Origin of the sequence: Pseudomonas sp. MM227 (assembly GCF_947090715.1) — a bacterium.
Taxonomy (GTDB): domain Bacteria; phylum Pseudomonadota; class Gammaproteobacteria; order Pseudomonadales; family Pseudomonadaceae; genus Aquipseudomonas; species Aquipseudomonas baltica.
Genome location: NZ_OX352319.1, coordinates 1,076,678 through 1,102,412 on the forward strand (window position 1 = coordinate 1,076,678; position 25,735 = coordinate 1,102,412).

Genomic DNA, 25,735 nt, shown 5'->3' on the forward strand with positions numbered 1-25,735 from the left:
AACAACTTGATGGCCTGATGCCCGCGACGTTGCGGCGCACCCATCGATATTCCGGACAAGCCCCGCACAAAAGGGATTCCCGGCCTGAGCAGGCGCTGCGTTACGCATCGCGCGTGCATTGAAGATTGAGGTTCGACTGCCATGGTTCGCCGTACCAAAGAGGAAGCCCAGGAAACCCGCAGCCAGATTCTCGAGGCGGCCGAGCAGGCCTTCTACGAGCGCGGCGTGGCGCGCACGACCCTGGCTGACATCGCGACCCTGGCAGGGGTGACGCGCGGCGCCATCTATTGGCACTTCAGCAACAAGGCGGATCTGGTCCAGGCCATGCTCGACAGCTTGCAGGAGCCGCTCGAGGAGCTGGCCCAGGCCAGCGAGAGCGAGGATGAGCCCGACCCGCTGGGTTGCATGCGTCAGTTGCTGATCCGCCTTTTCCAGCAGATCGCCGTAGACCCCAAGACCCGCCGCCTCAACGAAATTCTGCATCATAAATGCGAGTTCACCGATGAAATGTGTGACATGCGCCGCCAGCGCCAGTCGGTCAGCATCGACTGCAATGTGCGCATCGAGCGCTCGTTGCGCAACGCCGTGAACCGCGAGCAGCTGCCGCACGATCTGGACACCGTCAGGGCGGCCATCGCCTTGCACGCCTATATAGATGGCATGATCGGCCAATGGTTGCTCGTCCCCGACAGTTTCGATCTGTACCAGGAAGCGGAGCGTTGGGTGGACCTGAGCCTGCAGACGCTGAGCCTGACACCGGCGTTGCGCAAATAAAGTTCTGAATCAAGTTGTAACAGCGCCCCCGCTCGCGCCATGATCGACCCGACACCATCCAGCCGCTGCCCGAGTACCTGCGTGCGGCGGACAGGTCACGACCGGTACCCTTTCATCATCCTGTTGCGAGCGTGTGAATGAGCGTGCAAAACCCGTTGCTCACCGGGGTCAACCAGCCGCTGCGCGGTATCGCGCTGATCTGTCTGGCAACGTTGCTGTTCGCCAGCCACGACGCCTTGTCCAAGTACCTCTCCGGGCTGTTCCCCATCGTTGTGGTGGTGTGGGCGCGCTACGTGGTGCACACCTTGCTGATGCTGGTCATATTCGTGCCGCAGACCGGGCTGTCCACGGTGATCCGCACCAAGCGGCCGGGGCTGCAGCTGTTGCGCGCGCTGTGCCTGATCGCCACTAGCCTGTTCTTCACCACCAGCCTGCGCTACATACCGCTGGCCGAAGCCACGGCGGTCAACTTCCTGGCACCGCTGTTGGTGACGGCGTTGTCGGTGCCGCTGCTCAAGGAAGTGGTGACGCGCGCGCAATGGGCGGCGGTGATCACCGGCTTCATCGGCGTGCTCATCGTGATCCGCCCCGGCGGTGCCCTGTTCACGCCGGCCATCCTGCTGCCGTTGATATCCGCGTTCTTCTTCGGCCTGTACCAATTGCTGACGCGCAAGCTCAGCAGCATCGACAGCCCGACCACCAGCAATTTTCTCGCCGGTATCTTCAACACGCTGATCATGAGCGCCGCGCTACCGTTCTTCTGGCAGGCGCCGGGGTGGATCGATGCATTGTTCATGGTCGGCCTGGGCACCTGCGGCATGCTCGGGCATCTGTTGCTGACCCAGGCCTTTCGCCATGCCGCGCCGGCGCTGCTGGCACCGTTCAGTTACGGGCAGATCCTGTTCGCCGGGATGTATGGCTACCTGATCTTCGACCACACCCCCGACATCTTCGGGGTGGTGGGCATCAGCGTCATCTGCCTCAGCGGCCTGGCCGTAGCCTGGGCCCAGCGCAAGAAGCGACCGGTTGCCTGAGCGGGCCCCTTCGCGGGTTCTACCCGCGAAGAGGCCAGGCCTGCCTTGCGCCCAAGCTACTTCTCGCCATGCCCGCGGCCGCGCAATTCCAGATTGGGCAGCGCCAGTGCCACGGCCACTCCCAGCAGGGAAATGCCGGCACTGGCCCACAGCAAGTGCTGGAAGGTCTGCGCCAGTTCCATGCGCAAGGCATCGCGAGCAGGGCCGGCCGCAGCGTTGAGCCCGGTCAGCAGCACGTTGCCACTCACCACCTCAAGCCCATGACCGCTCAGGGCACCATCCGCCAACTGCACACCGTGCAGCATGGCCAACAGCAAAGCCGACAGACAAGCCACCCCAACAGCGCCGCCTAACGAACGAAACAACGCCAAGGTACTGGTGGCCACGCCGATGTCCCTGGCCTGCACCGAATTCTGCGCGCCGACCAGCGAGGTGGGAAACTGCAACCCGCAGGCAAACCCCGTCAACAGCATGAAGGTCACGCTGAGCAGCAGGTTGTCCGGCGCACTGAACGCCATGCCCAGAATCCCCAGCGGAGCGAGTAACGCCCCGGTCAGAATGATGGGTTTGTAGCGCCCGGTCTGCGATGTGCAACGCCCGCCCAGAAAAGCCCCGATGGGCAACCCCAATGCGAGTGGCAGCAGGTACAGAGCCGCCTGGTCCGCCCCGGCACCGGTGACGGTCTGGAAGCGCAGGGGCATCATCACGCTCAGCCCGATGGCCTGGAAGCTGGTGAAAAACACCGTGCACCAGCACAGCACCGCTGCGCGATTGGCAAACAGATGCATCGGCAGCAGCGGTTCGCGGAAACGTCGTTCATGCCAGACAAAACCCAGCAGCGCTGCCGCGGCAATCACCAGCAGCGCCCACACCTGGGTGTCGTCCAGCCCATGCCCCTGGCCAACGCGGGTGATGCTCATGAGCAAGGTGCTCAGGCCGACGATCATCAGCACCGTACCCAGGTAATCGATGATCGGCGTACGCTGCGGTATGGGCAGCCCCGCCAGCTTGCGGCTGGCGTACCAACAGGCGAACGCGCCCAGCGGCAGGTTGATCAGAAACACCCAGCGCCACGACAGGTACTGCGTCATGTAGCCGCCCAGTACCGGGCCCAGCACGCTGGCGGCTGCGTACATGCTGCTGAAATAGCCCTGGTAGCGGCCACGTTCGCGCGGCGGCACGACATCGCCGATGATCGCCTGGCTCACCGAAACCATGCCGCCAGCGCCGACGCCCTGCAGCAGGCGCGCCAGCACCAGTTGCTCCATGCTCTGCGCCATGCCGCAGAACAGCGACGCCAGGGTGAACAATCCCGTGCCGATCAGAATCATGCGTCGGCGTCCATACAGGTCGCCCAGCTTGCCGTAGATCGGCGTGGCCACGGTCATGGCCACCATATACCCGGAGATCACCCAGGCCAGGCGGTCGACGTCGTTGAACTGGGCGGAGATCGCCGGCATGGAGACCGCAACGATGGTCTGGTCCAACGCGCCCAGGAAAATGGCCAGCATCAGGGCCACCAGAATGCTCTTGATGGCCGGCGGAGAGTGGCTGAGATCGGTCACAGGTAGGCCTGCAAAGAGACGCCCCGGCAAGATGGCCACGGGCTGCGGTCTTCGAGTGTACTTGATAGCTAGCTATCGGTTCTATTGGTGATCTGCGGTTTTTTTCAACCCTGCCAGCGTGACATCAGAGGCTGATGCGCAGGCGTGCCAGGTCACGCACCGGTGGTGCGCCGAAATGCCGGCTGTATTCGCGGCTGAACTGCGAAGGACTTTCGTAGCCCACGCGATACCCGGCGGCCGACGCATCGAGATCTTCGCTGAGCATCAGTCGACGAGCCTCCTGCAAGCGCAGCTGTTTCTGGTACTGCAACGGGCTCATGGACGTCACGGCCTTGAAACGGTGATGCAGGGTGGACACGCTCAGGTTGACTTCGCGAGCCAGGTCTTCGATGCGCAGGCTGCGCTGGAAATGCCGATTGATCCAGGCGATGGCCTGGCTGACCCGGTGGGTCTGGCTGTGGGCTACGGCGATTTCATACAAGCGGTGACCCTGTTGCCCGCCCAGCAGGCGATAGAGGATTTCCCGCCGCACCAGTGGCGCCAGCACGGCAATGTCCTTAGGGGTTTCCAGCAGCCGCACCAGGCGCAGCACGGCGTCGAGAAACGCCGTGTCCATCTGCTCCACGTACAGGCCGCGCTGGGTCGAACGCGAAGGCACGCCCAGCGGCCCGGCGTCGGCGATCACCGCGTTGATTTCGTCGGGGTCGATGTCCAACCGCAGGGACAAGCTAGGGTCGCCGGGGCTGGCATCAAGGATCCGTCCAGAGATCGGCATGGCCACCGACACCACCATGAAGTTCAGCGGGTCGTAGATATAGCGCTCTTCCCCCAGGCGCACCTCCTTGCTGCCGTGGGCAAGGATGCACAGCGCCGGTTGCACCAACGCCGGGAACGACTGCACGCACTCTTCATAGCGCACCAGATGCAAGCCGCTGATCGCGGTGCCATGGCAGCCGGGTGCCTGTGCGCCACGGGCAATGCGCTCGGCAAGTTCGCACCGACTTTGTTCCAGGGCAGGGTGCAGGGGCAGGGCAGCAGGTGCGGCGGGTTTCATGCAGGCTCCATGATCTGTGCATCACATGACTAAGAGGATAATCCGCGCTTAATGCCAAGGGTAGACGATAGCTGCAGGATGTTTGCCCAATCCTGCCAAGTTGTAGGAGCGTCTTGTCCGAACCCGCACGTGCACTGTGCGGATGGGCAGGAAAACCGCCACACAGGGCCGCTTGGGTTGATTGAAACTGCAACCCTGCAGGATCGGGCAAGACCTTGACAGGAAACGGCTAACCCCTGTGGTCCGGGGTTGCGTAACGTTGTCGCTGCAACCTTGTTCACCGCAGACCGTTCAATCAGGGAGAGTCGAGCATGAACTCATTATCTACCGTCAGTCACTGTGCCTTGGTCACCGCCCGGCATGGGCATTCCGAACAGGTCGGGCTGGGGTTGTCGGCACTGGTGCGGCCTGCGCTGGGCATGCCCGGCTGCCTGCATTTTGCAGTCCAGCGCAGCCACGGCGACGAGCGATTGTGGCAAGTGGCCGGCGTCTGGCGCGATCACGCCGCGATGACCGCCTGGTTCAAATCCCCCGGCATGCAGGTGTTCTCCGACCTGGTCCAGGGCCTGCTGGTCACCAGCCTCGATCTGCACACTTTCGAGGATGCCGCGATCGAACAGGCCAGCGCGGCCTGAGCTGCGTACAATCGTGGCTTTTGCATAGCTGCGAGGTACGTCATGGCACGCAAGGTATTTGAACATCACGAAGCGGTTTCAGCGGTAGTGCCCAATGAAGGCAGTTACCACGCCGCCATCGCCATCAAGGCCCTGCAGGGCGGTGGTGCGCCGCGGTTTCACAAGGTGCTCGACGGCCAGTCGTTCCGTACCGCGCACGAGGCCGATGGCGCTGCCGCCGAGATTTTGCTGACTCTGGCCGCTGTCGACGATGAAGGCGAGCCGCGCTTCGAGCCTACTTGACCTGCGGTCGGTGCATTTTGAACAGCGCCTGCGGACCGATCTCGAAATAATCGGCCGGCCCGCCGCCGCGCAGGATCGGACCGGCTGCGGCCGTGTCGTAGATCCCGTCCTTGAGCAATGACTTTGCGATGTGCACCGCCACCACTTCACCCAGGATCAGCCAGGTGGGCACTTCCTGCTGGTCGGCGCCCTTGAGCTGAATGATCTGCGTCACCTTGCACTCGAACGACACCGGCGCTTCGAGCACCCGCGGCACGCTGACGATTGTCGACGGTGCATGGTGCAGGCCACTGAGTTCGAACTCGTCGACTTCGGGGCCGACCGCGGCGCAGCTCTGGTTCATCTGCTCGGCCAGGGCACGAGTAGACAGGTTCCAGACGAATTCGCCGGTCTGTTCGATGTTGTTCAGGCTGTCCTTGCGTCCCACACTGGCGAAACCGATGATTGGCGGCGTGTAGTTGAAGGCATTGAAGAAGCTGTACGGCGCCAGGTTCAGGCGACCTTCACGGTCGTGGGAAGAGATCCAACCAATGGGCCGCGGGCCGACGATGGCGTTGAACGGGTCGTGGGGCAGACCATGGCCCTTGGCCGGCTCGTAGTAGTAGGTGTCATCCGACATCAGGGGCAATCCTCAGCGTTCAGGTGCCCCCAGTGTGCGTCGGCCATGGCGGCCAGTGCAACTGCCCCCGCCTTTGCGGCGCAGGCATGCTCAGCTTCAGTCCGTTTCGATCCGTGAGTGCTTCTTGGTGTCCTTCATGAACACGTACACCAGCAGCGAGCAGGCGATGCAGGCGGTCACGTACCAGTAGTAACCGGTTTCCATGCCGATCTGCTTGAACCACAGGGCGATCAGTTCGGCGGTTCCGCCGAAGATCGACACGGTCAGCGCATAGGGCAGGCCGACGCCCAGAGCGCGGATCTCGGTGGGGAACAGCTCCGCTTTCACCACGGCGTTGATCGAGGTGTAACCGCTGACGATGATCAGCGCCGCCATGATCAGGAAGAACGCACCCCACCAGGTTTGAATGGTGTGCAGCGTGGTCAGGATCGGAACGGTACACACCGTGCCCAGTACCCCGAACGCGATCAGGATGGGGCGGCGTCCGATCTTGTCGGAAAGGGCGCCGATCACCGGTTGCAGGCACATGAACAGGAACAGCGTGGCCGCCGAGATAGCCGTCGAGTCCGCTTTGCTGAAGCCCACCGTGTTGACCAGGTATTTCTGCATGTAGGTGGTGTAGGTGTAGAAAGCCAGGGTACCGCCCATGGTCAGGCCGACCACGGTCAACAGTTCCTTGGGATGGCGCAGCAGGGTGCGCATCGTGCTTTCCTTGGATTCCTTTTTCTGGGTGAAGGAGTCGGTCTCTTCCATGCCACGGCGCAACCACAGCGCCACCACTGCGCACAGCGCGCCGATCACGAACGGTACACGCCAGCCCCAGCTGAGCAGCTGTTCTTCGGTGAGCGTCTGCTGCAGCACGATCAGCACCGCCAGCGCGATCAACTGGCCGGAGATCAGGGTCACGTACTGGAAGCTGGAGAAGAAGCCGCGCCGTTCCCTGGTTGCCATCTCGCTCAGGTAGGTGGCGGACGTGCCGTACTCGCCGCCCACCGAGAGGCCCTGCATCAGCCGCGCCAGCACCAGCAGCACGGGCGCCCAGATGCCGATGGTTTCGTAGCTTGGTGTCAGCGCAATGACCAGCGAGCCAAAGCACATCAGCAATACCGAAGCCATCAGCGCAGCCTTGCGGCCCTTGCGGTCGGCGTACAAACCCATCAGCCAGCCACCGATGGGACGCATCAGAAAACCGACGGCGAAGATCGCGGCGGTGTTGAGCAGTTGCGCGTTGAGGCTGTCCTTGGGAAAGAACACCTGGGCGAAATACAGCGAGAATGCCGCGTAGACGTACCAGTCGTACCATTCGACCATGTTGCCGACCGAGCCACTGAAGATCGACTTGACGCGGCTGGCGGTGGTGCGAGGCGGGGCGGATGCAGCGGTTGCCCCGGCGGGCAGGGTGTTGGAGTTATCCATGATGGATCCTTCTCATTATTGTTGGTAGCGCGTTGGTTCGCGCTTGCCAAGGCAATAGCAGGAGCCGTGCCAGCCGCTGTACCCCCGATTTCAGAGGGTTCACGAAAAAAAGCCGGCGGATTCTTGCCGATACGAGAAGTGGGGTGAGCGGATTCTTGCCTACTCGCGAAAGTCGTCGCGGGCCAGGCCGTGACGCTGCATCTTTTCGTTGAGGGTGCGCCGAGGCAGTTGCAGTTCCTCCATCACCGACTTGATATCGCCGCGGTGCCGCGCCAGCGCCGCGCGCAGGCATTGGGCTTCGAAGGCTTCCTGTTGTGCCGCCAGGGACAGCCGGACGCTGACCGTTTCCGCCGCTGGCGCGGCCAGGCCCAGCACGTGGCGTTCGGCGGCATTGGCCAGCTCGCGGACATTGCCCGGCCAATCGTGGCTGAGCAACTGGGCCAGTTGCGCCGAATTGACCGGCGGCGCCTGTCGCGCCAGACGCTTTGCGGTTGCCGCGGTGAAGTGATCGAACAGCCGCACGATGTCTTCGCGCCGCTCGCGCAATGGCGGCAGGCGCAGTTCGGCGACATTCAGTCGATAGGCCAGGTCTTCGCGAAACAACCCAGCCCGTGCCTGCTCCAGCAGGTCGGGCTTGCTCGCCGCGACCAGCCGCAGGTCAACCGGAATGCTCTGGTTGGAGCCCAGGCGCTCGAGCTTCTGCTCCTGCAGCACACGCAGCAGCTTGGCCTGCTGAGCCATCGGCAGGCTCTCCACTTCGTCGAGAAACAGGGTCCCGCCGTGGGCGTACTCCAATTTGCCGATGCGCTTGCCCTGGGCGCCGGTGAATGCACCGCTCTCGTGGCCGAACAGTTCGGCCTCGAACAATGCCTCGGGAATCGCGGCACAGTTGAGCGCTACAAAGGGTTTGCCAGCCCGTGGGCCGAAATCGTGCAGGCAGCGCGCAACCAACTCCTTGCCACTGCCGGTTTCGCCACGAATCACCACGTTGACCGGCAACTGCGCCAGATCCAGTACCTGGCGCCGCAGCTGGGCGATGGCGGGCGCAGCGCCAAGCAGGGTCGCCTGCAATTGCTCGCTGAAATCGGCCCGACTGTGCAGGCGCCGGTTTTCCAGAACCAGTCGACGCTTGTCCTGAGCGCGCTGCAGGCTGGTCAACAGGCTTTGCGGGCTGAAAGGCTTCTCGAGAAAATCGTAGGCACCCTCGCGCATGGCCTGCACCGCCATCGGCACGTCACCGTGCCCGGTCAACAGAATCACCGGCAACTCGGGGTCGCGGGCCTGGACCTGTGCCAGCAGGCCGAGCCCGCCCATGCCCGGCATGCGCACGTCGCTGAGTATGACCCCGGCGAAATCCGCTGGCAGCTGCGCCAGGCAGTCTTCGGCCTGGCTGAAGCGCTGCACCGAAAAGCCGCTGAGGCCCAACCACTGTTCAACGGCGTCGCGAATGCTCGCTTCGTCGTCGATGACCATCACTTGATTGCTCATGCAGGCTCCGTATCGATGGGCAGGGCAAGGGTGAAACGTGCGCCGTGTGCCAGGTTTTCCGCGCTCAACTGGCCGCCGTGTTCGTGAGCGATCGCCAGGGAGACCGCCAGCCCCAGGCCGAGGCCTTCGCCGATGGGCTTGGTGGTGAAGAACGGGTCGAACAAGTGTTCGAGGTGCTCGCTGGCGATGCCGCCACCGCTGTCGGCAATGTCCAGCTGCCATTGCTCGCCATGAAGCTGCAGGCTGATGTGCATGTCCTTGGCAGGCACCCCTGTCATGGCGTCCAGCGCATTGCGCAACAGATTGATCAGCACCTGTTCGAGGCGAATCACGTCGCCACGGACACAGGCCGGCCGCCGGACCTGCAAGTGCAGGCGTACATCCGCCGCCTGCAGAGGCGTTTCCAGCAATTGCAGGGCTTGATCGAGTACCCGCGCCAGGTCGAGTCGTTCACGCACGCCGGCCGGGCTCTTGCGCGCGAAGGTCTTCAAATGGGTGGTCAGCGCCGCCATGCGCGCCACCATCTGTTCCAGCGGCGCCAGGGCCTGGCGCGCCGCGTCGATGCGATCCTGATCGAGCAACAGCCGCAGGCTCGCCAGCTGCATGCGCTGCGCAGTAAGCGGCTGGCTGATCTCGTGGGCCAGGGCCGCCGACATCTGCCCCAATGCCGCCAGTTTGGCCGCCTGGACCAAGCCCTCCTGGGCATCGCGCAACTCCCGGGTGCGTGCCCTGACCAGTGATTCCAATTGCTCGCGACCACGCTGGCGCAGGGCGGCCAGGCGCCGCCGCTGATTCAGCCAGAGGCCGCCGAAGACCAGGCTCAACCACAAACCGGCCGCTGCCAGCGCGGCATTGCGGCTGTCTTCGGTACTCGCCATGGGAGGCTTGAGCAAGTGCAGGGTCCAGCCTTCGCTGGCCATCGGCAACGATGCCCACAGGTAGTCGGCGGTGCCTTGAGGGCCGTTGACGCGCACGTGCCGGGCCGCTCCATCGAGGTTGCCCAGCACCTGGTGGTCCAGCGGCTGCAAGGCTTGATCGTGATACTGACGGGTGCGCTGCAGTTCGGCACGGTCGGCCTCGCTCAAAGGGTGCAAGGTGCGATACCGCCATCCCGGTCGGTTGGCGATGAACACCACCCCGCGCGCGTCACTGACCAGCAAGGTATCGGGCCCCTGCGCCCATTCCTGTTCCAGTTCGGGCAGCTCGAGCTTGACCACCATGGCACCGAGAAAGCCGTCCCGAGCGTCCTTGATCGCACTGGACAAGAAGTAGCCGGGAATGCCGCTGGTCACGCCTACCGCATAGAAACGCCCGCTGCCCTGGCTGACCGACTGGCTGAAATAGGGACGGAAGGCGTAGTTGTGACCCACATAGCTGGTCGGCAGACGCCAGTTGCTGGCTGCCACCGCCAGGCCCTGGCTGTCCAGCAGTTCCAGGGTCGACGACCGCGCCGCCGCGTTGATGCGCTCAAGCTTGCGGTTGAGCATGTTCTGGGTGGCCGGATCGATCGGCCCCTGTAGCGACTGCTGCAGCTGAGGATCCAGCGCCAGTACGGCAGGCAGGGTGCGATACCGTTCGATCAGGGTGTGCAGGCTGTTGGCGTACAGCGCCAACTGGCCATTGCTGCGTGCCGCTTCTTCGTTCTGCGCCAGCAGCTGGGCGTGACGGCCCGCCCATACAGCGCACAACGACGCGCCGGCCACGATGACCAGCACGATGACGGCCAGGCGCGGGGCGCGGGAACCGGTCACGGGCGCTATCGAGCCGTTGCCGACCTACAACAACTCGAAGGTCGCCTCTTTGACGTCCTCGGAGTCCAGCCCGATCATCACGGTGAACTGCCCGGCCTCGGCGGCCCGCACCAGTTGCTGGTTATAGAACTTCAGATCACCCTCGACGATATCGAATGTCAGGGTCTGGCTTTCGCCCGGCTTGAGCATCACCTTGCGGAAATGCTTGAGCTCCTTGACCGGTCGAGCCATCGAAGCAGCGACATCACGCAGATACAGCTGAACCACGGTCTCGCCGGCGACCTTGCCGACGTTGCGCACGTTGATGCTGGCCGTCACCTTGCCGTCGCGGCTCAGGCGCTTGCTCGACAGGCTGACGTTCGACAGGCTGAAGTCGGTGTAGCTCAAGCCGTAGCCGAAGGGGTACAGCGGGCCCTGCTCGCTGTCGAAATACTGCGAGCTGTAGTTGCCCGGATGCCCCGGCGTGAACGGTCGGCCGATGCTCAAGTGGCTGTAGTACAGCGGCACCTGGCCAACCGCGCGCGGGAAGGTGACCGGCAGTTTGCCGGACGGGTTGTAGTCGCCGAACAACACGTCGGCAATGGCATTGCCGCCTTCGGTGCCGCTGTACCAGGTTTCCAGCACCGCATCTGCCTGGCGCTGTTGTTCGCCAATGGTCAGCGGGCGGCCGTTCATCAGCACCAGCACCAGCGGTTTGCCCGTGGCGCGCAGTGCAGTGATCAAGGCTTGCTGGGTACGCGGCAGGTCGAGGGCAACACGGCTGGCCGATTCATGGGTCATGCCGCGCCATTCGCCCACCGCGGCCACGATCACGTCGGCATCGCGTGCCGCTGCCAACGCTTCGTCGATCAAGGCCTGGCCGGAGCGTGGGTCGATGGCCTGCTTCACGTGCTCGGGGTTGAAGTGGGCGATGAAGTCCAGCGTCGCACGGTCATCGGTGAGATTCGCACCCTTGGCATAAGTGACCTTGGCGGGGTCGGCCACGGCATTGCGCAATCCGTTGAGCAACGTCACCGATTGCGTTGCGACGCCGGCTGCCGACCAGCTGCCGAGCATGTCGTCCGGCGCGTCGGCGAGGGGCCCGATGAGGGCAATGCGCGCGTCTTTTTTCAGCGGCAGCGTCTGCTTCTGGTTCTTCAGCAACACCAGCGTCCTGCGCGCGACATCACGCGCTTCGGCGCGATGCAGGCGGCTTTCCGCGTTGACATCGGCCGGGTCGTCCTGGGCCTTGCCGATGCGCAGGTACGGGTTGGCGAACAGGCCCATGTCGTATTTGGCGCCAAGCACCTCGCGCACCGCGTTATCGATGTCGGCCTGGCTGATCTGGCCGCTCTTGAGCAGCCCCGGCAGATGTTCGCCGTACGCCTGGTCGTTCATGCTCATGTCGATGCCGGCCTTGATGGCCAGCTTGGCCCCCTCACGGTCGTCGCTGGCCACGCCATGCTTTATCAATTCATGAATTGCACCGTGGTCACTGATGGTGACGCCCTTGAACCCCCATTGCTTGCGCAGCACATCCTGCATCAGCCAGGTATTGGAAGTCGCCGGCACACCGTTGATGGAGTTCAGGGCGACCATCATGCCACCTGCGCCAGCATCGACCGTGGCGCGATAAGGCGGCAGGTAGTCCTGGAACATCCGTTGCGGGCTCATGTCGACGGTGTTGTAGTCGCGCCCGCCCTCGATCGCGCCGTACAAGGCGAAGTGCTTGGCGCTGGCCATCATTCGGTCCGGGCTGGCCGGGCTGGGGCCCTGTATGTTTTCCACCATCACCCGGGCGATTTTCGACACCAGGTGGGTGTCTTCGCCAAACCCCTCGCTGATGCGGCCCCAGCGCGGATCGCGAGAGATGTCGACCATCGGCCCGAAGGTCATGTCGATACCGTCGGCCGCCGCTTCGGCGGTCGAGGTTCTGGCACTCAAGGCAATGGCTTCCATGTCCCAGCTCGCGGCCAGGCCCAGGCTGATCGGAAACTGCGTCCGGTGACCGTGGATCACGTCGTAGGCGAAGAACATGGGAATCTTCAGGCGACTGCGCTGCGCGGCATCCTGCATGGGCCTGTTGTCGGCGCGAGTAACCGAATTGAAAGTGCCGCCGATGCGCCCTGCGGCGATCTCGGCCTCGATGCGCTGGTGAGTCATTTCCCCACCGATGGCGATCAGGCGCAACTGGCCGATCTTCTCGTCCAGGGTCATGCGTGCGAGCAGGTCGGCAACGAATGCATCCTTGTTCTGCGGACCTAGGGAAGGGCTATCGGCATACGCGGTTTGCAAGGCCAGGCCAACGACGACACCCAGCAGACACAGCTTGTTCATTGAGTTCTTCTCTCTGGCCTACCGCAGGGATGCCGCAGCCGATTACGGGTGACAGTGTTTTTATAGTTTGCCGGAGGTGTTTTAACGTATCGGCGCTCGTCAATCCAGTCGGGTGCCGGGATTGATACAAATGCATCCGCGCAAGCAGCGTCGAATCAAATCCCCCAAGTCCATTCACAGCCACTAAAATGCCTGCCTGAATAGACCCGAGATCCGTTTCGCCATGTCCGTCACCGACCCCCGCGCCGAATTCCTTGCCCTGCTCGACACCAGCCTGGCGCAGAACGCTTTCATCAAGCTGGTGCTGGCTCGCCATGTCGGCCAGGAGCTAGACCTGCAGCGGCTGATCGTCAAGTTGGCGACCATCAAGGGTGAAGCGTGCCTGTCGTTCGTGTACCGCTACAAGACGCGTGACATCACCAAGAACTTCAGTCTGACCGATGGCCAGCAGTTCATTGCCGACGCCTTGCCCGACACCTTCAAGAACGCGCACCTGCTGACCTTGACCGACGAGTTGCAGCTCGAATTCAGCAAGAAGAACAAGGCCAGCCTGCACCGCAACAAGCAACAGCAGGAGCGGGCCGCGCCGGAGTTGGGTCACGATCGGGAGAAGAAGCGCTACCTGGAGCTGAGCCGGCCGTTTCTGCATGACCTGGGGGTCACCGACAAGCAGCAGCAGTTGATCCCGGCGATGTCGCGCAAGTGGAAACAGATCAACAAGTTCATCGAGGTGTTTTCCCACGCCTTCGCCTCGTCCGTGCTGGCCAGGACAGATGCGCCCGTGCGGGTCGCCGATTTCGGCTCGGGCAAGGGTTACCTGACGTTCGCCATCCATGACTATGTGGCCAACTCGCTGCAGCGTCAGGCTCGGGTCACCGGCGTCGAACTGCGTCCGGACATGGTCGAGTTGTGCAATGCCGCCGCCGCATCCTTGGAACATCCGGGGCTGGTGTTCGAGTGCGGTGACGTGCGTTCGGTGGTGCCCAGCGAGATCGACGTGATGATCGCCCTGCATGCCTGCGACATCGCCACCGACTACGCCATTCACACCGGCATTCGCTGTGGCGCGGCGATCATCATGTGCTCGCCGTGCTGTCACAAGGAAATCCGCCTGCAGATCCAGAGCCCAGGCTTGCTCAAGCCCATGCTGCAATATGGCCTGCATCTGGGCCAGCAGGCCGAGATGGTCACCGACAGTTTGCGCGCCCTGCTGCTGGACGCCTGTGGCTACGAGACCAAGGTGTTCGAGTTCATTTCCCTGGAGCACACCAACAAGAACAAGATGATTCTGGCGGTCAAGCGCGACACGTCCGGCCCGTCCGCCGAAGCGCTGGCGAAGATCGAGGAACTGAAAGCCTTCTACGGCATTCGCGAGCAGCGTCTGCAGACCCTGCTGCAGGAAGACGGTCTGCTGGGCCAGGCGCTGTGAGGCATCGGGACTACAAGTCGCCGGCATTGTGACCCACCCCTGACGAGCGCCACCATGAGCGCTCAAGCCAAGGGTTGGAGTTCGCAGTGACGCTCGACATCAAGCTGACGCCGCGCGAGCAGGAAGTGCTCGTCTGGAGTGGCAGAGGCAAATCCTCGTGGGAAATCTCGCGCATACTGGCCTGCTCCGAGGCCACGGTGAATTTCCATTTCGCCAACATTCGTCGCAAATTCGCCGTGGGTTCACGCAGCGTGGCTGTGCTGCTGGCACTGGAGAAAGGGTTGATATCGCTGTGGTGAGCGCCTGGTTGCGCTCCCGTCTTCAACGACGCTTCTTCAACACCGCAGGCACGGCCACGTTCAATTGCGCACTGCCCAGGCCATGGCTGGTCGCGTCGAAGAAATACAGTGCCTTGCCGCAGCCGGCGAACAGTTCTTCGAAGCGCTGTTTCTGGCTGATGATCCAGGCATCGCTGAGCGGGAAGATCGACACATACAGGGTCTGTGCAGGCGCCTGACGCAGTGCCTGAAGAATGTGCGCATCATCGCTGTCCAGGTTGTGGCCGAAGATGCACACAGTGCCGTCTTGCCGGCTCAACTCGCCGTGGCACCAGCTCAGGTAGTCCGAATCGCGGATGGTGCGCAGCTTCTGCGCACTGGGGCCTTCGTTGACCAGCAACGGCACATCGCCAGGCGTGTTGATCGCAAACCCGTCGAGCAAGGCTTCGCCCTCGGCGGTGCGTTGCCGGGTCGTGCCGTCGCTGTTCTTGATCAGCTGCAGACCGCCGTGCAGGTACAGCACGCGGCAGCCTGTGGCGGCGGTCTGGCGAATATCGAAACCGGTGTCCACGTCCATCAGCTCGGCAAAACCCTGCGGGTCGTGCTGCACGGCCCAGGGGCAGAGCAGGTCGTAGTTGCTGCTGTACACCGTATCGAACGCGCGCAGTGCAAGGTTGAGCGCGGCCAGGCGCTGTTCATCGAGCAGGCGAAAGGGAATGTGCACGCTGCGCACCGCATGGATCAACGCTTCCTTGATCGCATAGTAGCGATTGAGCGGGGCGGTGGAACTGATCGCCAGGGCGGCATTGACCCGAACGGTGCTGTTGAGCACCGCCAGCACCTGTTCGAAGCTGCGGGTCTGCAGCGATTTGAACAACGCCAGGTCGGTCAGGCTCAAGGGTTTGTTGCGCACCTTTTGCGCGCGCTCGAACAACCCATCGTAGGCGAAGCTGCGCCATACCGCGCGGCTGGCGCCGTTGCCCAGCAACAGGCTTTGCGCAGGCTGACGGTTATGCAGGGTTTGCCAATCGTCGAGGTGGGCGTCGGAGGTGTCATGTGCCATGGTGATGATTCGTTCTACTCGTGTCTTGGGCAAGGGCGCGACTCTATCACGCCATGTCCTGTCATCCGACGCCGTCTATGCTAGGTCGGTTCACCGGCATCAAACCGCGCCGTTTTCGATCATCCGTGGAAGGACTACACATGTTGGCACACCTGTACAAGACGCTCTGCCTCACTGCTGCCATGGGCGCAGCTGCCTCGGCCCAAGGGCAAACCCCCGATCAGTTGGCTCATGCCGCCAACATTCCCCACCCTGCGGTCATTGCCCATCGAGGTGCTTCGTTCGATGCGCCGGAATCGACACTGCCGGCCTACCTGCTGGCCCGTGATCTGGGCGCCGACTATCTGGAACTCGATGTGCAGCGCACTCGCGACGGGCAACTGATCGCACTGCACGACGATACCTTGCTGCGCACCACCGACATCGCCAGCAAGTTTCCCGAGCGCAAGGACAAGCCGGCCAGCGACTTCACCCTGGCGGAGCTGAAAACCCTGGATGCCGGCAGCTGGTTCAACGCAGCGCACCCCGAGCGCGCCCGTGACAGCTACAAAGGCTTGAAGATTCTCACCCTGGATGAGGTACTCGACGTGGCGCAAGGCGGTACGCACACGCCTGGGGTGTACATCGAAACCAAGGTACCGCAGCAGTTTCCTGGTATCGAGCGTGACCTCAAGGCCAAACTCGAGCAGCGTGGCTGGCTCGACGGTCAGCACCGGGTCGTGTTGCAGACGTTCGAAAAGGGCAGCCTGGAACTGCTGGCCAAGGAAATGCCGCAGGTACCCAAGGTGCTGCTGCTATGGGTAGGCGAGGGCAGCATCGAACCCGGATCCAAGGTGACGTTCGCAGCGTCCGGCATGAAGGACAAAGCGGCTTACTACGCCCAGCAACGACCCCGCGACCGTGCCGAGTTCGAGCGCTGGCTGGACATCGCCAAAGCCAACGGCGCGGTGGGTACCGGGCCTTCGGCAGCGTTGACCGAGGGGGGAGAGCAGAGCTACATGGACCTGGTTCAGCCCTGGATGAACAAGCTGACCCACGACAAAGGCCTTCTGGTGCACGTGTATACCGCGGACGAGCCGGTCGATTTCAAGAAGGTCAGTGACGCAGGCGTGGATGGCATCTTCACCAACCGTACCAGCGAGCTGCTGAAGTTCTACAAGCGTCCTGCCGCTGAATCGGTGATCGAGGTTCTTCAACGCAACGGTTACTGATCTGCGGAAACGCCAACGGCGCGAATCCGGTTGACCTTGCAATTGCGCTTGGCAATTTGAAGGACGGAATTCGCGCCGCTGCAGAAGGTGCGGTGGGCTTATTTGCCAGCGCCGCTGCCGTTGCCGCCGCTGTTGCCCGAGCTGCCATCGCCTTTGGTCGCGCCCATCGGGGTAGGCCCACCATCGGTGGTGCCGGCATCTGCGCCCTGGCTCATCGAACCGGTCTTGCCGTCTATGCCAGTGGCGTTGCCATTGTCGGGTGACTTGTCAGTGCCTGGAATGACCTGCTTGCCCGATGGCGCTTCTGGCGTAGCCGTGGGGTTGCTGTCGTTGGACGCCGCCATCGCCGCGAACGACGAAGCCGACAGAAGACCGGCCAGAGCCAGCGAGGCAAGCTTTTTGCTAATCATCATGGTGCATCTCCGCAGTGAATGGGGGGTACAAGCATTGGGCCAGCCTCTTGCGCGCAAGGTGCCGTCGAGGCGACGAGCGGCATCTCGTAGCGGCAATGCTTCTCAGCGGTATTGGCGATGAAATCCAGGTGGATGGCGTCTGGCTGTATCAATGGAGATGGGCTGGCCGCGCTTTAGCCATGCGTCCAGGGTCTGGCAAAAGGTGTGATCACTGCAGTCGCGCAGCAGCATCAGCGGAATGTCCAGATGCCGCGCCACCGCTCGCGCGCTGTCACGCTTCTGATGCTGGAACACCTCGACTTCGGTCGGCGAAGCGTGGCTGGCCGGCAAGCGCTTCAACACCGTCCACGGATCGCTCTCCAGCAATAGAATCGCCCCCAGGGAAAGCCGCTCGAACGCCGTCAGATCGGTGCCCGACGAACGTGGGCGCTTACCCATCAACGCCACGTTTCCTTCCAGCAGCATCGACTTGCCACTGGCGGCGATGCTGGTCACGGCCAGTTCCAGTGCCTGGCGGTTGCGGTCTCGATTGGTCGCATAGCGATCATCGCTCCATTTCACACAGGCCAACACCTGCCTGACCAAACCCGAAGCGCTGCTGTGCAACACGCCCCGACGGTGCGCGTAATGCTCGCAATGCCAGGTTTTTCCCACGCCATGAATACCGGCTACCAGGATGATCATGATGGATGTCCCTATCAAGTAAGAGGGTATTACTAGGCTGGATAGGCAACTGAACCGTCAACGTCAGTGTCAGAAATTTCTTCGCAATGTTGGGTAGTTTTCTGATTGAGTTGGCGTAACTGGCTGTTTGATCGAGAAATGAAGGGTGCTGGGCGGGGGGCTTTACAAGGTTCCGGGCAACGAATCTGTGCTGATCGATGCGCTACATCTGCATCTTGTTTATCTGTATAGCTGGTGCCAATGGGACAGTTTCCACACCATGCGGTACAGCAGAGCTGGTATCAGCCCTTGAAACCTGCGAGCTGTTGCGGATAACTGCGTTTGAAACGTTCACTCCGCAGCAGGCCTTCACACGCGAGATGACAAGGTGTTCGAACTGACCAGCTATGTAAGCCTTTTCGTCGTGGCGTTCGGTGCCGCCACGCTTCTGCCTTTGCAATCCGAAGCGGTATTGGTGGGCATGCTTGTTTCGCAACACTACGCAACGGTGTTGCTCGTACTGATCGCCACGGCGGGCAACGTGCTGGGTTCTGTCGTGAACTGGTACCTGGGCCGCTCTATCGAACGTTTTCGGCACCGCCGTTGGTTTCCCATCAGTGAGCGCCACTTGGATAAAGCGCAGAATGCCTACCTGCGCTACGGATACTGGGCGCTCTTGTTCAGCTGGGTGCCGATCATCGGTGATCCCATCACTATGATCGCTGGCGTCATGCGTGAGCCGCTCTGGCGTTTTCTGGTCGTGGTTACACTGGCCAAGGCGTTCCGCTATCTGGCACTGACCGCGATCACGCTTGGCTGGGCGATATGAACGCCTTCAGCCAAACGCCTGGGGATGGCGAATTAAATACATGCCAGCCAACGCGTATCAGATGGGTAGGATCGACATCAGCCTTTGCTGTGCTTATCCGATGTTGGCGGAATGGCAACGCCTCTCGGCCCCGCGATGCCCCAGATGGCGAGTCCGACAAGGGGCAGTACAAAGATCAGCACCGTCCAGCCCAGCTTCGTGCCGGAGCTTTTGGTGCTTCGCCAGACGCTCGTCAGTACCCAAGCGTCCAGCAACAGAACGATCACGGCGGACGCCGCCCAGAAAATCGAGGTTTCCATGGTCTATCACTCCTGAGCAATCACCTACAGGAGAGGGATACCGGTCTGCGCAAGTTCCCGATCATTTCCAGTTGGCGATTGACCGTACGTTCCCGTGCTCGATTTGCATGATGTAGAAGGGGGGGCAAATCGGCGCCTGTGCATTGGCTGATGATATCCATGAGCTGGCGAAGCCGATGGCCCGAGCTTCGTTACGCCGGAGGCAGTGTTCTGCGGAGTATGGCGAACAAGGTTCGGCGGATAAGAGGCTGAGCGGGGAGGGGAAAAAATCAAAATACTGCCTGAAACATGGAGCGGGTAGAGGGAATCGAACCCTCAACTAAAGCTTGGGAAGCTTTCGTTTTACCACTAAACTATACCCGCATGACGCGTTGTTTCCGTGCCGCTGGCAGTTCATTGCGAACTCGATTGCCAGCTTGGCGACCTCGGTGCACTGCGTCTTTCGACACCTGCTCCGGGCGGCTGACTTTGTACCAGAAGCGCCTGGCAATTTGAAGCGCTAATTTTCGTTTCTCTGCTCGACTCCCCTCAAACCAGACCGATCTCCTCTGCGCTCAAGCTGCGGTACTGGCCGGGTTGCAGGCTGTCATCGAGTACCAGCGCGCCCATGCGCTCTCGGTGCAGCGTGAGCACCTTGTTCTGGAAGTAGCCGAACATCCGCTTCACCTGGTGGTAACGCCCTTCGACGATGCTCAGGCGCGCCAGGCGCGGGCCGAGGATGTCGAGGTGGGCGGGCAGGGTGGTGAGGTCTTCGAAAGCGAAGTAGATGCCCTTGGCGAACGTCTCGACGTAATGGGGTTCGATGACCTGCTCGGTCTCGACCAGGTACACCTTGGGCAGCTTGGTTGCCGGTTGGGTCAGGCGGCGTGACCATTGCCCATCGTTGGTCAGGATCATCAGCCCGGTGGTGTTGAAATCCAGTCGCCCGGCGATGTGCAACTGGTGCTTGTCGGGCACCTCGAGCAGGTCAAGAACGGTCCGATGCTGCGGATCCTGCGTGGCGCTGACGCAACCAGGTGGTTTGTGCAGCATCAGGTAGCGAGCAGGATAGCCGGCCTGCAACAACGTCTGGTCAAGCCGTACTTCGCTGAACTCAGAGACAGCATGCAGCGGGTCGCGGACCACGCTGCCATCCACCTGGACCCGTCCTGCGATCAAGGCCAGGCGCACCTGCTGCCGGTTGAAGCGTTCGAAATTGGAAAGAAATCTGTCCAGACGCATTGCTGCGCTATGCCTCCGACTCAGGCAGTTGCTCATTCACTCGCGCGCAGCGCGGACACAAGCAGGCGGCGTTGCGCAAATGCTCGGGCAAAGCTCGCAGCACAGCGGGGTCGATGCTGACCGTGTAGCACCAGCACGGCTGTGCAGCCGTCTTGGCATCGGCCAATGTGCAGTCGTTGCGGCCGCCGCAGGCTGGGCAAAGGCGGCTGTCGGTCAGCGCGAGCGTGGTCATGAGCGATCCGTGAAGGTATGAACGTGGCATTCTACTTCAGCGCCCTGCAGGTCGGCGAAAAGCGTCAATGCAGAACGCTTTGTATCAATTTATTGCCGTGTGAAATGCAGTATCTTTTCCGCTGTCTGAGTTATGCCCAGAACCATCGTTCCGGGTAACGACCAGTCGTGCTGGTTCGATCCCTCTCGCGGTCCAGGAGGCCGCTTATGTCCCCTAGAGCTCTTTTGATCGTGGTATTGGGCTTGTTGACAAGTGCCTGTGTGCCCTATGGAGGGGGAGGTTACTACCGCACCGAAGTCTATTCCGTGGACAGTTCGCCCAGAGGCGGCTACTACCCCTACAGCCAGCCCTACGGCAGTGGTTACTACGTGACGCCGGCACCGCGCTACTACGAGGGGCCGCGCTACTTTTCTTCGCCTCGGTATTACGCGGTGCCGCCGCCGCGCTACTACGGTCCGCCTGCTCCGCACTACCGGCCGGGGTTCAGGCCAGGGCGCGGCCCCGATCCACGCTGGCGCGACGGGCCGGCGCGGCATTACGGCCAGGATTGGAACCGGGGCCGAGGCTCCGACCGTGGCCCGGGCCGCGGCGGTCGACACTAGCCAGCAACGGCGCCCTCAGGGGCGCCGTTTTCGTTTTTCACCTGCCATTCAGTAATCACAAAGATCCGCCAGCGGATGACGGCCTTCCCAGGCCTTGCCGAAATGCGCCTCGACCACTGCCTGCGGTACATGGTCGACATCGGGCCAGTGCCAGTGCGGCTGGTTGTCCTTGTCGATCAGGCGCGCACGCACGCCTTCGCTGAATTCGGGATGACGGCAGCAGTTCAGGCTCAAGCTGTATTCCATCTGGAACACCTGGGCCAGCGACAAGTGGCGGGCACGGGCCAATTGCGCCCAGATCAAATGCGCGGTCAGCGGGCAGCCCTTGGCGAGGTTGCTGGCGGCCTTGGCCAGCAAGGGGTCCTCGTGTCGTTGCCATTGCACCAGTGCATGCCAGGCGCCCGGCGCATCGCTGACGTCCAGCTGGGCGTCGATGGCGGCCCGGCGCGGCAGCCACTGCGCCGCTGGGGCACTGTCGCGCGCATCGTGTTCGAGGGCCTTGAGCAGGCTGTTCAGCTGCATGGCTGTCTGCTCCTGCCAGTTCAGCTGCAGCAGGCCGTCGAGCAGATCTTCGTATTGATCGTCGCGCAGGCAACGGTCGGCCAGGCCCAGGTCAAGGGCGTCACGGGCGTTGATCTGCGCGCCGGTCAGGCCCAGGAACAGACCGAGCTTGCCGGGCATGCGCGAGAGGAATCCGCTGGCGCCGACATCCGGGTACAGGCCGATGGTGATCTCGGGCATGGCCAGGCGGCTGCTCGGCGTGACGATGCGAATGCTCGACGCCTGCAGCAAGCCCATGCCACCGCCCAGTACGTAGCCGTGGCCCCAGCAGATCACCGGCTTGGGGTAGGTGTGCAGGCGGTAGTCGAAGCGGTATTCGGCAGCGAAGAAACGCGCTGCCAGCGGCGGCACTTCGCCGGGGTGGGCGCGGCAGGCCTGAACCAGGCTGCGCACATCGCCCCCGGCGCAGAAGGCTTTTTCGCCTTCGCCGCGCAAGACGACGCAGACCACACGTTCATCCTGCGCCCACTCATCGAATTTTCCGGCGAGCGCTTCGAGCATCGGCAAGGTCAAAGCGTTTAGACTTTTCTCTGCAGCAAGCGAGACGATACCGATACGTGCGCCATTGCCGGCACTGAGTTCTTCGAAATTCAAATCCATCGTGACCTCGCATCAAAGGGGCGGTAGCCGCGGAACAGCCATAGCGAATGGCCGGCGTAGGGTGGCAGCGATCCTGTCTGCATTTGACTTTCCGTGTCCGCTTTCCTACCGTCCGCCCACTGATTTCCGGTGCCTTCTGTTTTTTGGTGCCTGCTTCTTTTTGGTGAACATATGAGCACAGACGACCGCATCAAACTCGAGCCTAGCTGGAAAGCTGCACTGCGTGAGGAATTCGACCAGCCCTACATGGCCCAGTTGCGCGAATTCCTGCGCCAGGAGCATGCGTTGGGGAAAGAAATCTATCCGCCCGGGCCGATGATCTTCAACGCGCTCAATACCACGCCGCTGGAACAGGTAAAAGTCGTGATTCTTGGCCAGGATCCCTACCACGGTCCGGGCCAGGCGCATGGTCTGTGTTTTTCGGTGCAGCCAGGCATCCCCACGCCGCCCTCGCTGGTGAACATCTACAAGGAGCTCAAGCGCGATCTGAACATCGACATTCCCAAGCATGGCTATCTGCAAAGCTGGGCGGAGCAGGGGGTGTTGCTGCTGAATACCACCATGACGGTGGAAAGGGCGAATGCCGCCGCCCACGCCAAGAAAGGCTGGCAGCCGTTCACCGACCGCATCATCGAAGTGGTCAGCGAGCAGCAGTCCAGCGTGGTGTTCATGCTCTGGGGCGCCCATGCGCAGAGCAAGCAGAAGCTGATCGACAACAGCAAGCACCTGGTGCTGACCTCTGTGCACCCCTCGCCGTTGTCGGCGCACAAGGGCTTCATCGGCAACGGCCACTTCAGCCGCGCCAACAAGTTCCTCGAACAGAACGGGCTGACCGCCATCGACTGGCGCCTGCCCTAAGGCACCGGTCGGCGCTTCTGCCACTGGCGAAACAGCGGCTCGGCCAGAAACAGCACGAACAGCAGGCGCATCACCTGCATCGCGGTCACCAGCGGTACCGACAGCTGCAGCACCTCGGCGGTCAGGCTCATCTCGGCAATGCCCCCGGGCATCATGCCCAGGGTCAGCGAGCGCAGGTCGAGGTTGGTCAGGGCGCTCAGGGCCAGCGCGCAGCCGCCGGCAATGGCCATGGTCAGGGCGGTGCTGACCAGCGTGCGAGCGAGAAACGACGGTGCGCGGCGAAAGAACGCGCGATTGAAGTGACAGCCCAGGCCGCTGCCGATCAGCCACTGGCCGATCTGGCTGCCACCGTCCGGCAGGCCGATGTGCAGATCGAAGCTTACGCTCATGGCAGCGCTGACCAGCAAGGGGCCGAACAGCCAGGGGTTGGGCTGGTCCAGTCGCTGCCAGATCCAGGCCGCCACCCCGGCGAGGGGGAAGATCAACGCCAGCCAGGCCCAGTCGACGCCGCCTTCATGGCTGATGGGTGTGCCGTCGCCCATCAGGAATTTGAACAGCGCCGGCACACACAGCACCACCGCCAGCACCCGCAGGCTCTGCCCTGCGGCGACGCGGCTGAGGTCGGCGCCGTTGCGCGCGCCCAGGTTGACCATTTCGCCGGAACCGCCCGGCATGCTGGAAAAAAAAGCCGTGGCCCGGTCTTCACCGGTGCGCAGCATCAGCCACACGCCCACGGCACTGGAAACGCTGGTGATCAGCGCTCCGAAAAAAATCAGACCGAAATGGCCGCCCACCTGCTCCATCACCAAGGGGGTGAAGTGCAGGCCGATGCCTATGCCGACGATCCACTGGCCCAGCTTGCGGCCATTGGGTATTTCCGCCAATTGCCAAGGTGTCAGGCAGCGCACCAGGATGATCGCCAGCAACGAGCCGATCATCCAGGGCAGCGGCCAGCCGATCAGGCTGGCGACATAGCCGCCAGCCAGACCTACGAACGGTGTACCCCACCAGTTGTGCAGGAACCGATCAAACATCGGCAGCGGCACGACGCATGGCAGCGCGCTTGCGCCAGATACGAACCACCGGCAGCAGCAGCATCAGAATGGTCAGGATCCAGACACCTGCGGTGATCGGGCTGCCCCAGAGGATCTGCAGTTCGCCGTTGGAAATCGACAGCGCGCGACGCAGGTTCTGCTCCATCAGGCCGCCCAGGATGAAACCGAGCAGGACAGGCGACAGCGGGAAATCCAGCTTCCGCAGGATGTAGCCGAAGATGCCGATACCGATCATCAGGAAAAGGTCGAAGGTGGTCGCGTGGACCGCGTAGACGCCGATGCCGGTGATGATGGCGATGACCGGTACCAGTGCCCAGTTCGGCACGGCGAGGATCTTGGTGAAGATGCGGATCATCGGGATGTTCAGGATCACCAGCATGATGTTGGCGATGAACAGCGAGGCGATCAGGCCCCAGACGATGTCCGGTTGCTGTTGGAACAGCAGCGGGCCTGGAGTGATGTTGTACAGCGACAGGGCGCCGATCATCACTGCGGTGGTGCCCGAACCCGGTACGCCCAGGGTCAGCATCGGCACCAGGGCGCCGCAGGCAGTGGCGCCGATGGCGGTTTCCGGTGCGGCCAGGCCACGCTTGTCACCTTGGCCGAACTTGCCACTGGCACCTGCCAGGCGCTTCTCGGTGGTGTAGGCCACCGCGCTGGCCAGGGTGGCGCCGGCGCCGGGCAGTACGCCCATGATGAAGCCCAGCACGCCGCAGCGAATGTTCACCCAGAACACCGAAGCGGCTTCCTTGAGGTTGAACATCATGCGCCCGGTGGCCGTGACGGCCACGCTGCCGTGGTGAGTCTTTTCCAGCAGCAAGAGGATTTCACTGATCGAGAACAGGCCCAGCACCAGCACGACGAACTGGATGCCGTCGGCCAGGTGGATGTTGTCGCCAGTGAAACGGTACACGCCGCTGTTGGCGTCGATGCCGACACTGGACAGGAACAGACCGATCAGCGCCGCGATGAACGTCTTCAACGGCCTGTCGCCGGCCATGCCGCCCAGGCAGACGATGGCGAACACCATCAACACGAAGTATTCCGCAGGGCCGAAGGCAATCGCCCATTTGGCCAGGATCGGGGCAAACATGACCATGCCGCAGGTGGCGATGAATGCACCGATGAACGAGCTCCACGCGGACAACGACAGCGCAACGCCGGCCAGACCCTGGCGGGCCATCGGATAGCCGTCCAGAGTGGTCATCACGGTCGATGCTTCGCCAGGGATGTTGAGCAGGATCGAGCTGATCCGACCGCCGTATTCGCAGCCCAGGTACACCGCCGCCAGCAGGATCAGTGCCGACTCCGGCGGCAGGCCCAGAGCGAAGGCGATCGGGATGAGCAGTGCCACGCCATTGATCGGCCCCAGGCCCGGCAGCAGGCCGACCACGGTGCCGATCAGGGTGCCCGACAGGGCGGTGATCAGGTTGTAAGGGGTCAGTGCAACGCCGAAGCCCTGACCCAGGTAGCCAAGAGTATCCATG

26 protein-coding genes and 1 tRNA gene are annotated in these 25,735 nt (G+C 62.6%); 10 read left to right on the forward strand and 17 right to left on the reverse strand.

Features of this window, described 5'->3' with window-relative positions; genetic code table 11:
* Positions 1 to 141 precede the first annotated feature (141 nt).
* Entirely contained in the window at positions 142 to 774 is a 633-nt protein-coding gene (locus ONG87_RS04830; protein WP_122479405.1) for a TetR family transcriptional regulator, read from the forward strand.
* A 137-nt stretch (positions 775 to 911) separates the two neighbouring features.
* Positions 912 to 1,808: a DMT family transporter gene (locus ONG87_RS04835; protein WP_122479404.1), complete on the forward strand. Its 897-nt coding sequence runs from the start codon at positions 912 to 914 to the stop codon at positions 1,806 to 1,808.
* A 56-nt stretch (positions 1,809 to 1,864) separates the two neighbouring features.
* On the opposite strand, the gene ONG87_RS04840 is transcribed toward ONG87_RS04835, so the two are convergent.
* Positions 1,865 to 3,373, reverse strand: coding sequence for an MDR family MFS transporter (locus tag ONG87_RS04840; protein WP_264382309.1), 1,509 nt, complete (start codon positions 3,371 to 3,373; stop codon positions 1,865 to 1,867).
* 124 nt (positions 3,374 to 3,497) lie between these two features.
* Entirely contained in the window at positions 3,498 to 4,427 is a 930-nt protein-coding gene (locus tag ONG87_RS04845; RefSeq protein WP_264382310.1) for an AraC family transcriptional regulator, read from the reverse strand.
* Between the two features lie 311 nt (positions 4,428 to 4,738).
* Between ONG87_RS04845 and ONG87_RS04850 the strand changes: the two genes are divergently transcribed.
* Both ONG87_RS04850 and ONG87_RS04855 read left to right on the forward strand, forming a co-directional pair.
* Positions 4,739 to 5,062, forward strand: coding sequence for a putative quinol monooxygenase (locus ONG87_RS04850; RefSeq protein ID WP_192053660.1), 324 nt, complete (start codon positions 4,739 to 4,741; stop codon positions 5,060 to 5,062).
* Between the two features lie 42 nt (positions 5,063 to 5,104).
* Positions 5,105 to 5,344, forward strand: coding sequence for a hypothetical protein (locus ONG87_RS04855; protein ID WP_192053662.1), 240 nt, complete (start codon positions 5,105 to 5,107; stop codon positions 5,342 to 5,344).
* On the opposite strand, the gene ONG87_RS04860 is transcribed toward ONG87_RS04855, so the two are convergent.
* The 5 genes from ONG87_RS04860 to bglX form a co-directional block, all read right to left on the reverse strand.
* Positions 5,337 to 5,963 (reverse strand): flavin reductase family protein, encoded by a 627-nt coding sequence (locus tag ONG87_RS04860; protein WP_264382311.1) that lies wholly within the window; start codon positions 5,961 to 5,963, stop codon positions 5,337 to 5,339. The genes ONG87_RS04855 and ONG87_RS04860 overlap by 8 nt on opposite strands.
* Positions 5,964 to 6,059: 96 nt before the next feature.
* Positions 6,060 to 7,379: an MFS transporter gene (locus tag ONG87_RS04865; RefSeq protein WP_264382312.1), complete on the reverse strand. Its 1,320-nt coding sequence runs from the start codon at positions 7,377 to 7,379 to the stop codon at positions 6,060 to 6,062.
* 159 nt (positions 7,380 to 7,538) lie between these two features.
* On the reverse strand, positions 7,539 to 8,867 hold the full coding sequence (locus ONG87_RS04870) for a sigma-54 dependent transcriptional regulator (RefSeq protein WP_185793991.1): 1,329 nt from the start codon (positions 8,865 to 8,867) through the stop codon (positions 7,539 to 7,541).
* Positions 8,864 to 10,618: an ATP-binding protein gene (locus ONG87_RS04875; RefSeq protein ID WP_264382313.1), complete on the reverse strand. Its 1,755-nt coding sequence runs from the start codon at positions 10,616 to 10,618 to the stop codon at positions 8,864 to 8,866. Before ONG87_RS04875 ends, ONG87_RS04870 begins: the two co-directional genes overlap by 4 nt.
* Before the next feature lie 24 nt (positions 10,619 to 10,642).
* Positions 10,643 to 12,934, reverse strand: a complete 2,292-nt coding sequence (gene bglX / locus ONG87_RS04880) for a beta-glucosidase BglX (protein ID WP_264382314.1) — start codon at positions 12,932 to 12,934, stop codon at positions 10,643 to 10,645.
* A 223-nt stretch (positions 12,935 to 13,157) separates the two neighbouring features.
* Between bglX and ONG87_RS04885 the strand changes: the two genes are divergently transcribed.
* A complete protein-coding gene (locus ONG87_RS04885; RefSeq protein WP_264382315.1) occupies positions 13,158 to 14,363 on the forward strand; it encodes an SAM-dependent methyltransferase in 1,206 nt (401 codons plus the stop codon).
* 86 nt (positions 14,364 to 14,449) lie between these two features.
* On the forward strand, positions 14,450 to 14,662 hold the full coding sequence (locus ONG87_RS21100; RefSeq protein ID WP_277305613.1) for a response regulator transcription factor: 213 nt from the start codon (positions 14,450 to 14,452) through the stop codon (positions 14,660 to 14,662).
* 22 nt (positions 14,663 to 14,684) lie between these two features.
* Here the strand turns inward: ONG87_RS21100 and ONG87_RS04895 are convergent, their stop codons facing one another.
* Positions 14,685 to 15,704: a DUF4917 family protein gene (locus ONG87_RS04895; protein ID WP_264382316.1), complete on the reverse strand. Its 1,020-nt coding sequence runs from the start codon at positions 15,702 to 15,704 to the stop codon at positions 14,685 to 14,687.
* Between the two features lie 182 nt (positions 15,705 to 15,886).
* Here ONG87_RS04895 and ONG87_RS04900 point away from each other — a divergent pair, with 182 nt between their 5' ends.
* Positions 15,887 to 16,915, forward strand: coding sequence for a glycerophosphodiester phosphodiesterase (locus ONG87_RS04900; RefSeq protein ID WP_264382826.1), 1,029 nt, complete (start codon positions 15,887 to 15,889; stop codon positions 16,913 to 16,915).
* A 98-nt stretch (positions 16,916 to 17,013) separates the two neighbouring features.
* Here ONG87_RS04900 and ONG87_RS04905 read toward each other — a convergent pair whose 3' ends face one another.
* Together ONG87_RS04905 and ONG87_RS04910 are read right to left on the reverse strand one after the other, a co-directional pair.
* Complete coding sequence (locus tag ONG87_RS04905) at positions 17,014 to 17,328, reverse strand: hypothetical protein (RefSeq protein WP_185793985.1); 315 nt, start codon at positions 17,326 to 17,328, stop codon at positions 17,014 to 17,016.
* 102 nt (positions 17,329 to 17,430) lie between these two features.
* Complete coding sequence (locus ONG87_RS04910; RefSeq protein ID WP_264382317.1) at positions 17,431 to 18,012, reverse strand: ATP-binding protein; 582 nt, start codon at positions 18,010 to 18,012, stop codon at positions 17,431 to 17,433.
* Positions 18,013 to 18,379: 367 nt separating this feature from the next.
* Here ONG87_RS04910 and ONG87_RS04915 point away from each other — a divergent pair, with 367 nt between their 5' ends.
* Positions 18,380 to 18,820 carry a YqaA family protein gene (locus tag ONG87_RS04915; RefSeq protein ID WP_185793983.1) on the forward strand — a complete coding sequence of 147 codons (441 nt, stop codon included), beginning with the start codon at positions 18,380 to 18,382 and terminating at the stop codon, positions 18,818 to 18,820.
* A gap of 77 nt (positions 18,821 to 18,897) precedes the next feature.
* On the opposite strand, the gene ONG87_RS04920 is transcribed toward ONG87_RS04915, so the two are convergent.
* The 4 genes from ONG87_RS04920 to ONG87_RS04935 form a co-directional block, all read right to left on the reverse strand.
* Positions 18,898 to 19,119 carry a PLDc N-terminal domain-containing protein gene (locus ONG87_RS04920; protein WP_122479387.1) on the reverse strand — a complete coding sequence of 74 codons (222 nt, stop codon included), beginning with the start codon at positions 19,117 to 19,119 and terminating at the stop codon, positions 18,898 to 18,900.
* A gap of 289 nt (positions 19,120 to 19,408) precedes the next feature.
* Positions 19,409 to 19,482: transfer RNA gene (locus tag ONG87_RS04925), tRNA-Gly, on the reverse strand.
* 165 nt (positions 19,483 to 19,647) lie between these two features.
* Positions 19,648 to 20,340 (reverse strand): pseudouridine synthase, encoded by a 693-nt coding sequence (locus ONG87_RS04930; protein WP_264382318.1) that lies wholly within the window; start codon positions 20,338 to 20,340, stop codon positions 19,648 to 19,650.
* A 7-nt stretch (positions 20,341 to 20,347) separates the two neighbouring features.
* Positions 20,348 to 20,557, reverse strand: a complete 210-nt coding sequence (locus ONG87_RS04935; RefSeq protein WP_185794202.1) for a cysteine-rich CWC family protein — start codon at positions 20,555 to 20,557, stop codon at positions 20,348 to 20,350.
* A gap of 221 nt (positions 20,558 to 20,778) precedes the next feature.
* On the opposite strand from ONG87_RS04935, the gene ONG87_RS04940 reads away from it, so the two are divergent.
* Positions 20,779 to 21,174: a hypothetical protein gene (locus ONG87_RS04940; RefSeq protein ID WP_192050790.1), complete on the forward strand. Its 396-nt coding sequence runs from the start codon at positions 20,779 to 20,781 to the stop codon at positions 21,172 to 21,174.
* 48 nt (positions 21,175 to 21,222) lie between these two features.
* Here ONG87_RS04940 and ONG87_RS04945 read toward each other — a convergent pair whose 3' ends face one another.
* Positions 21,223 to 22,335, reverse strand: a complete 1,113-nt coding sequence (locus ONG87_RS04945; protein ID WP_192103957.1) for an enoyl-CoA hydratase/isomerase family protein — start codon at positions 22,333 to 22,335, stop codon at positions 21,223 to 21,225.
* A gap of 171 nt (positions 22,336 to 22,506) precedes the next feature.
* On the opposite strand from ONG87_RS04945, the gene ung reads away from it, so the two are divergent.
* Positions 22,507 to 23,193 (forward strand): uracil-DNA glycosylase, encoded by a 687-nt coding sequence (gene ung, locus ONG87_RS04950; protein ID WP_264382319.1) that lies wholly within the window; start codon positions 22,507 to 22,509, stop codon positions 23,191 to 23,193.
* Here ung and ONG87_RS04955 read toward each other — a convergent pair.
* Entirely contained in the window at positions 23,190 to 24,227 is a 1,038-nt protein-coding gene (locus ONG87_RS04955; RefSeq protein WP_122479724.1) for an AbrB family transcriptional regulator, read from the reverse strand. The genes ung and ONG87_RS04955 overlap by 4 nt on opposite strands.
* The gene (locus ONG87_RS04960; protein WP_122479373.1) at positions 24,220 to 25,734 is read right to left on the reverse strand and encodes a tripartite tricarboxylate transporter permease; all 1,515 of its coding nucleotides are present in this window, start codon (positions 25,732 to 25,734) and stop codon (positions 24,220 to 24,222) included. The genes ONG87_RS04955 and ONG87_RS04960 overlap by 8 nt, the downstream gene beginning before the upstream one ends.
* Position 25,735: the final 1 nt, after the last annotated feature.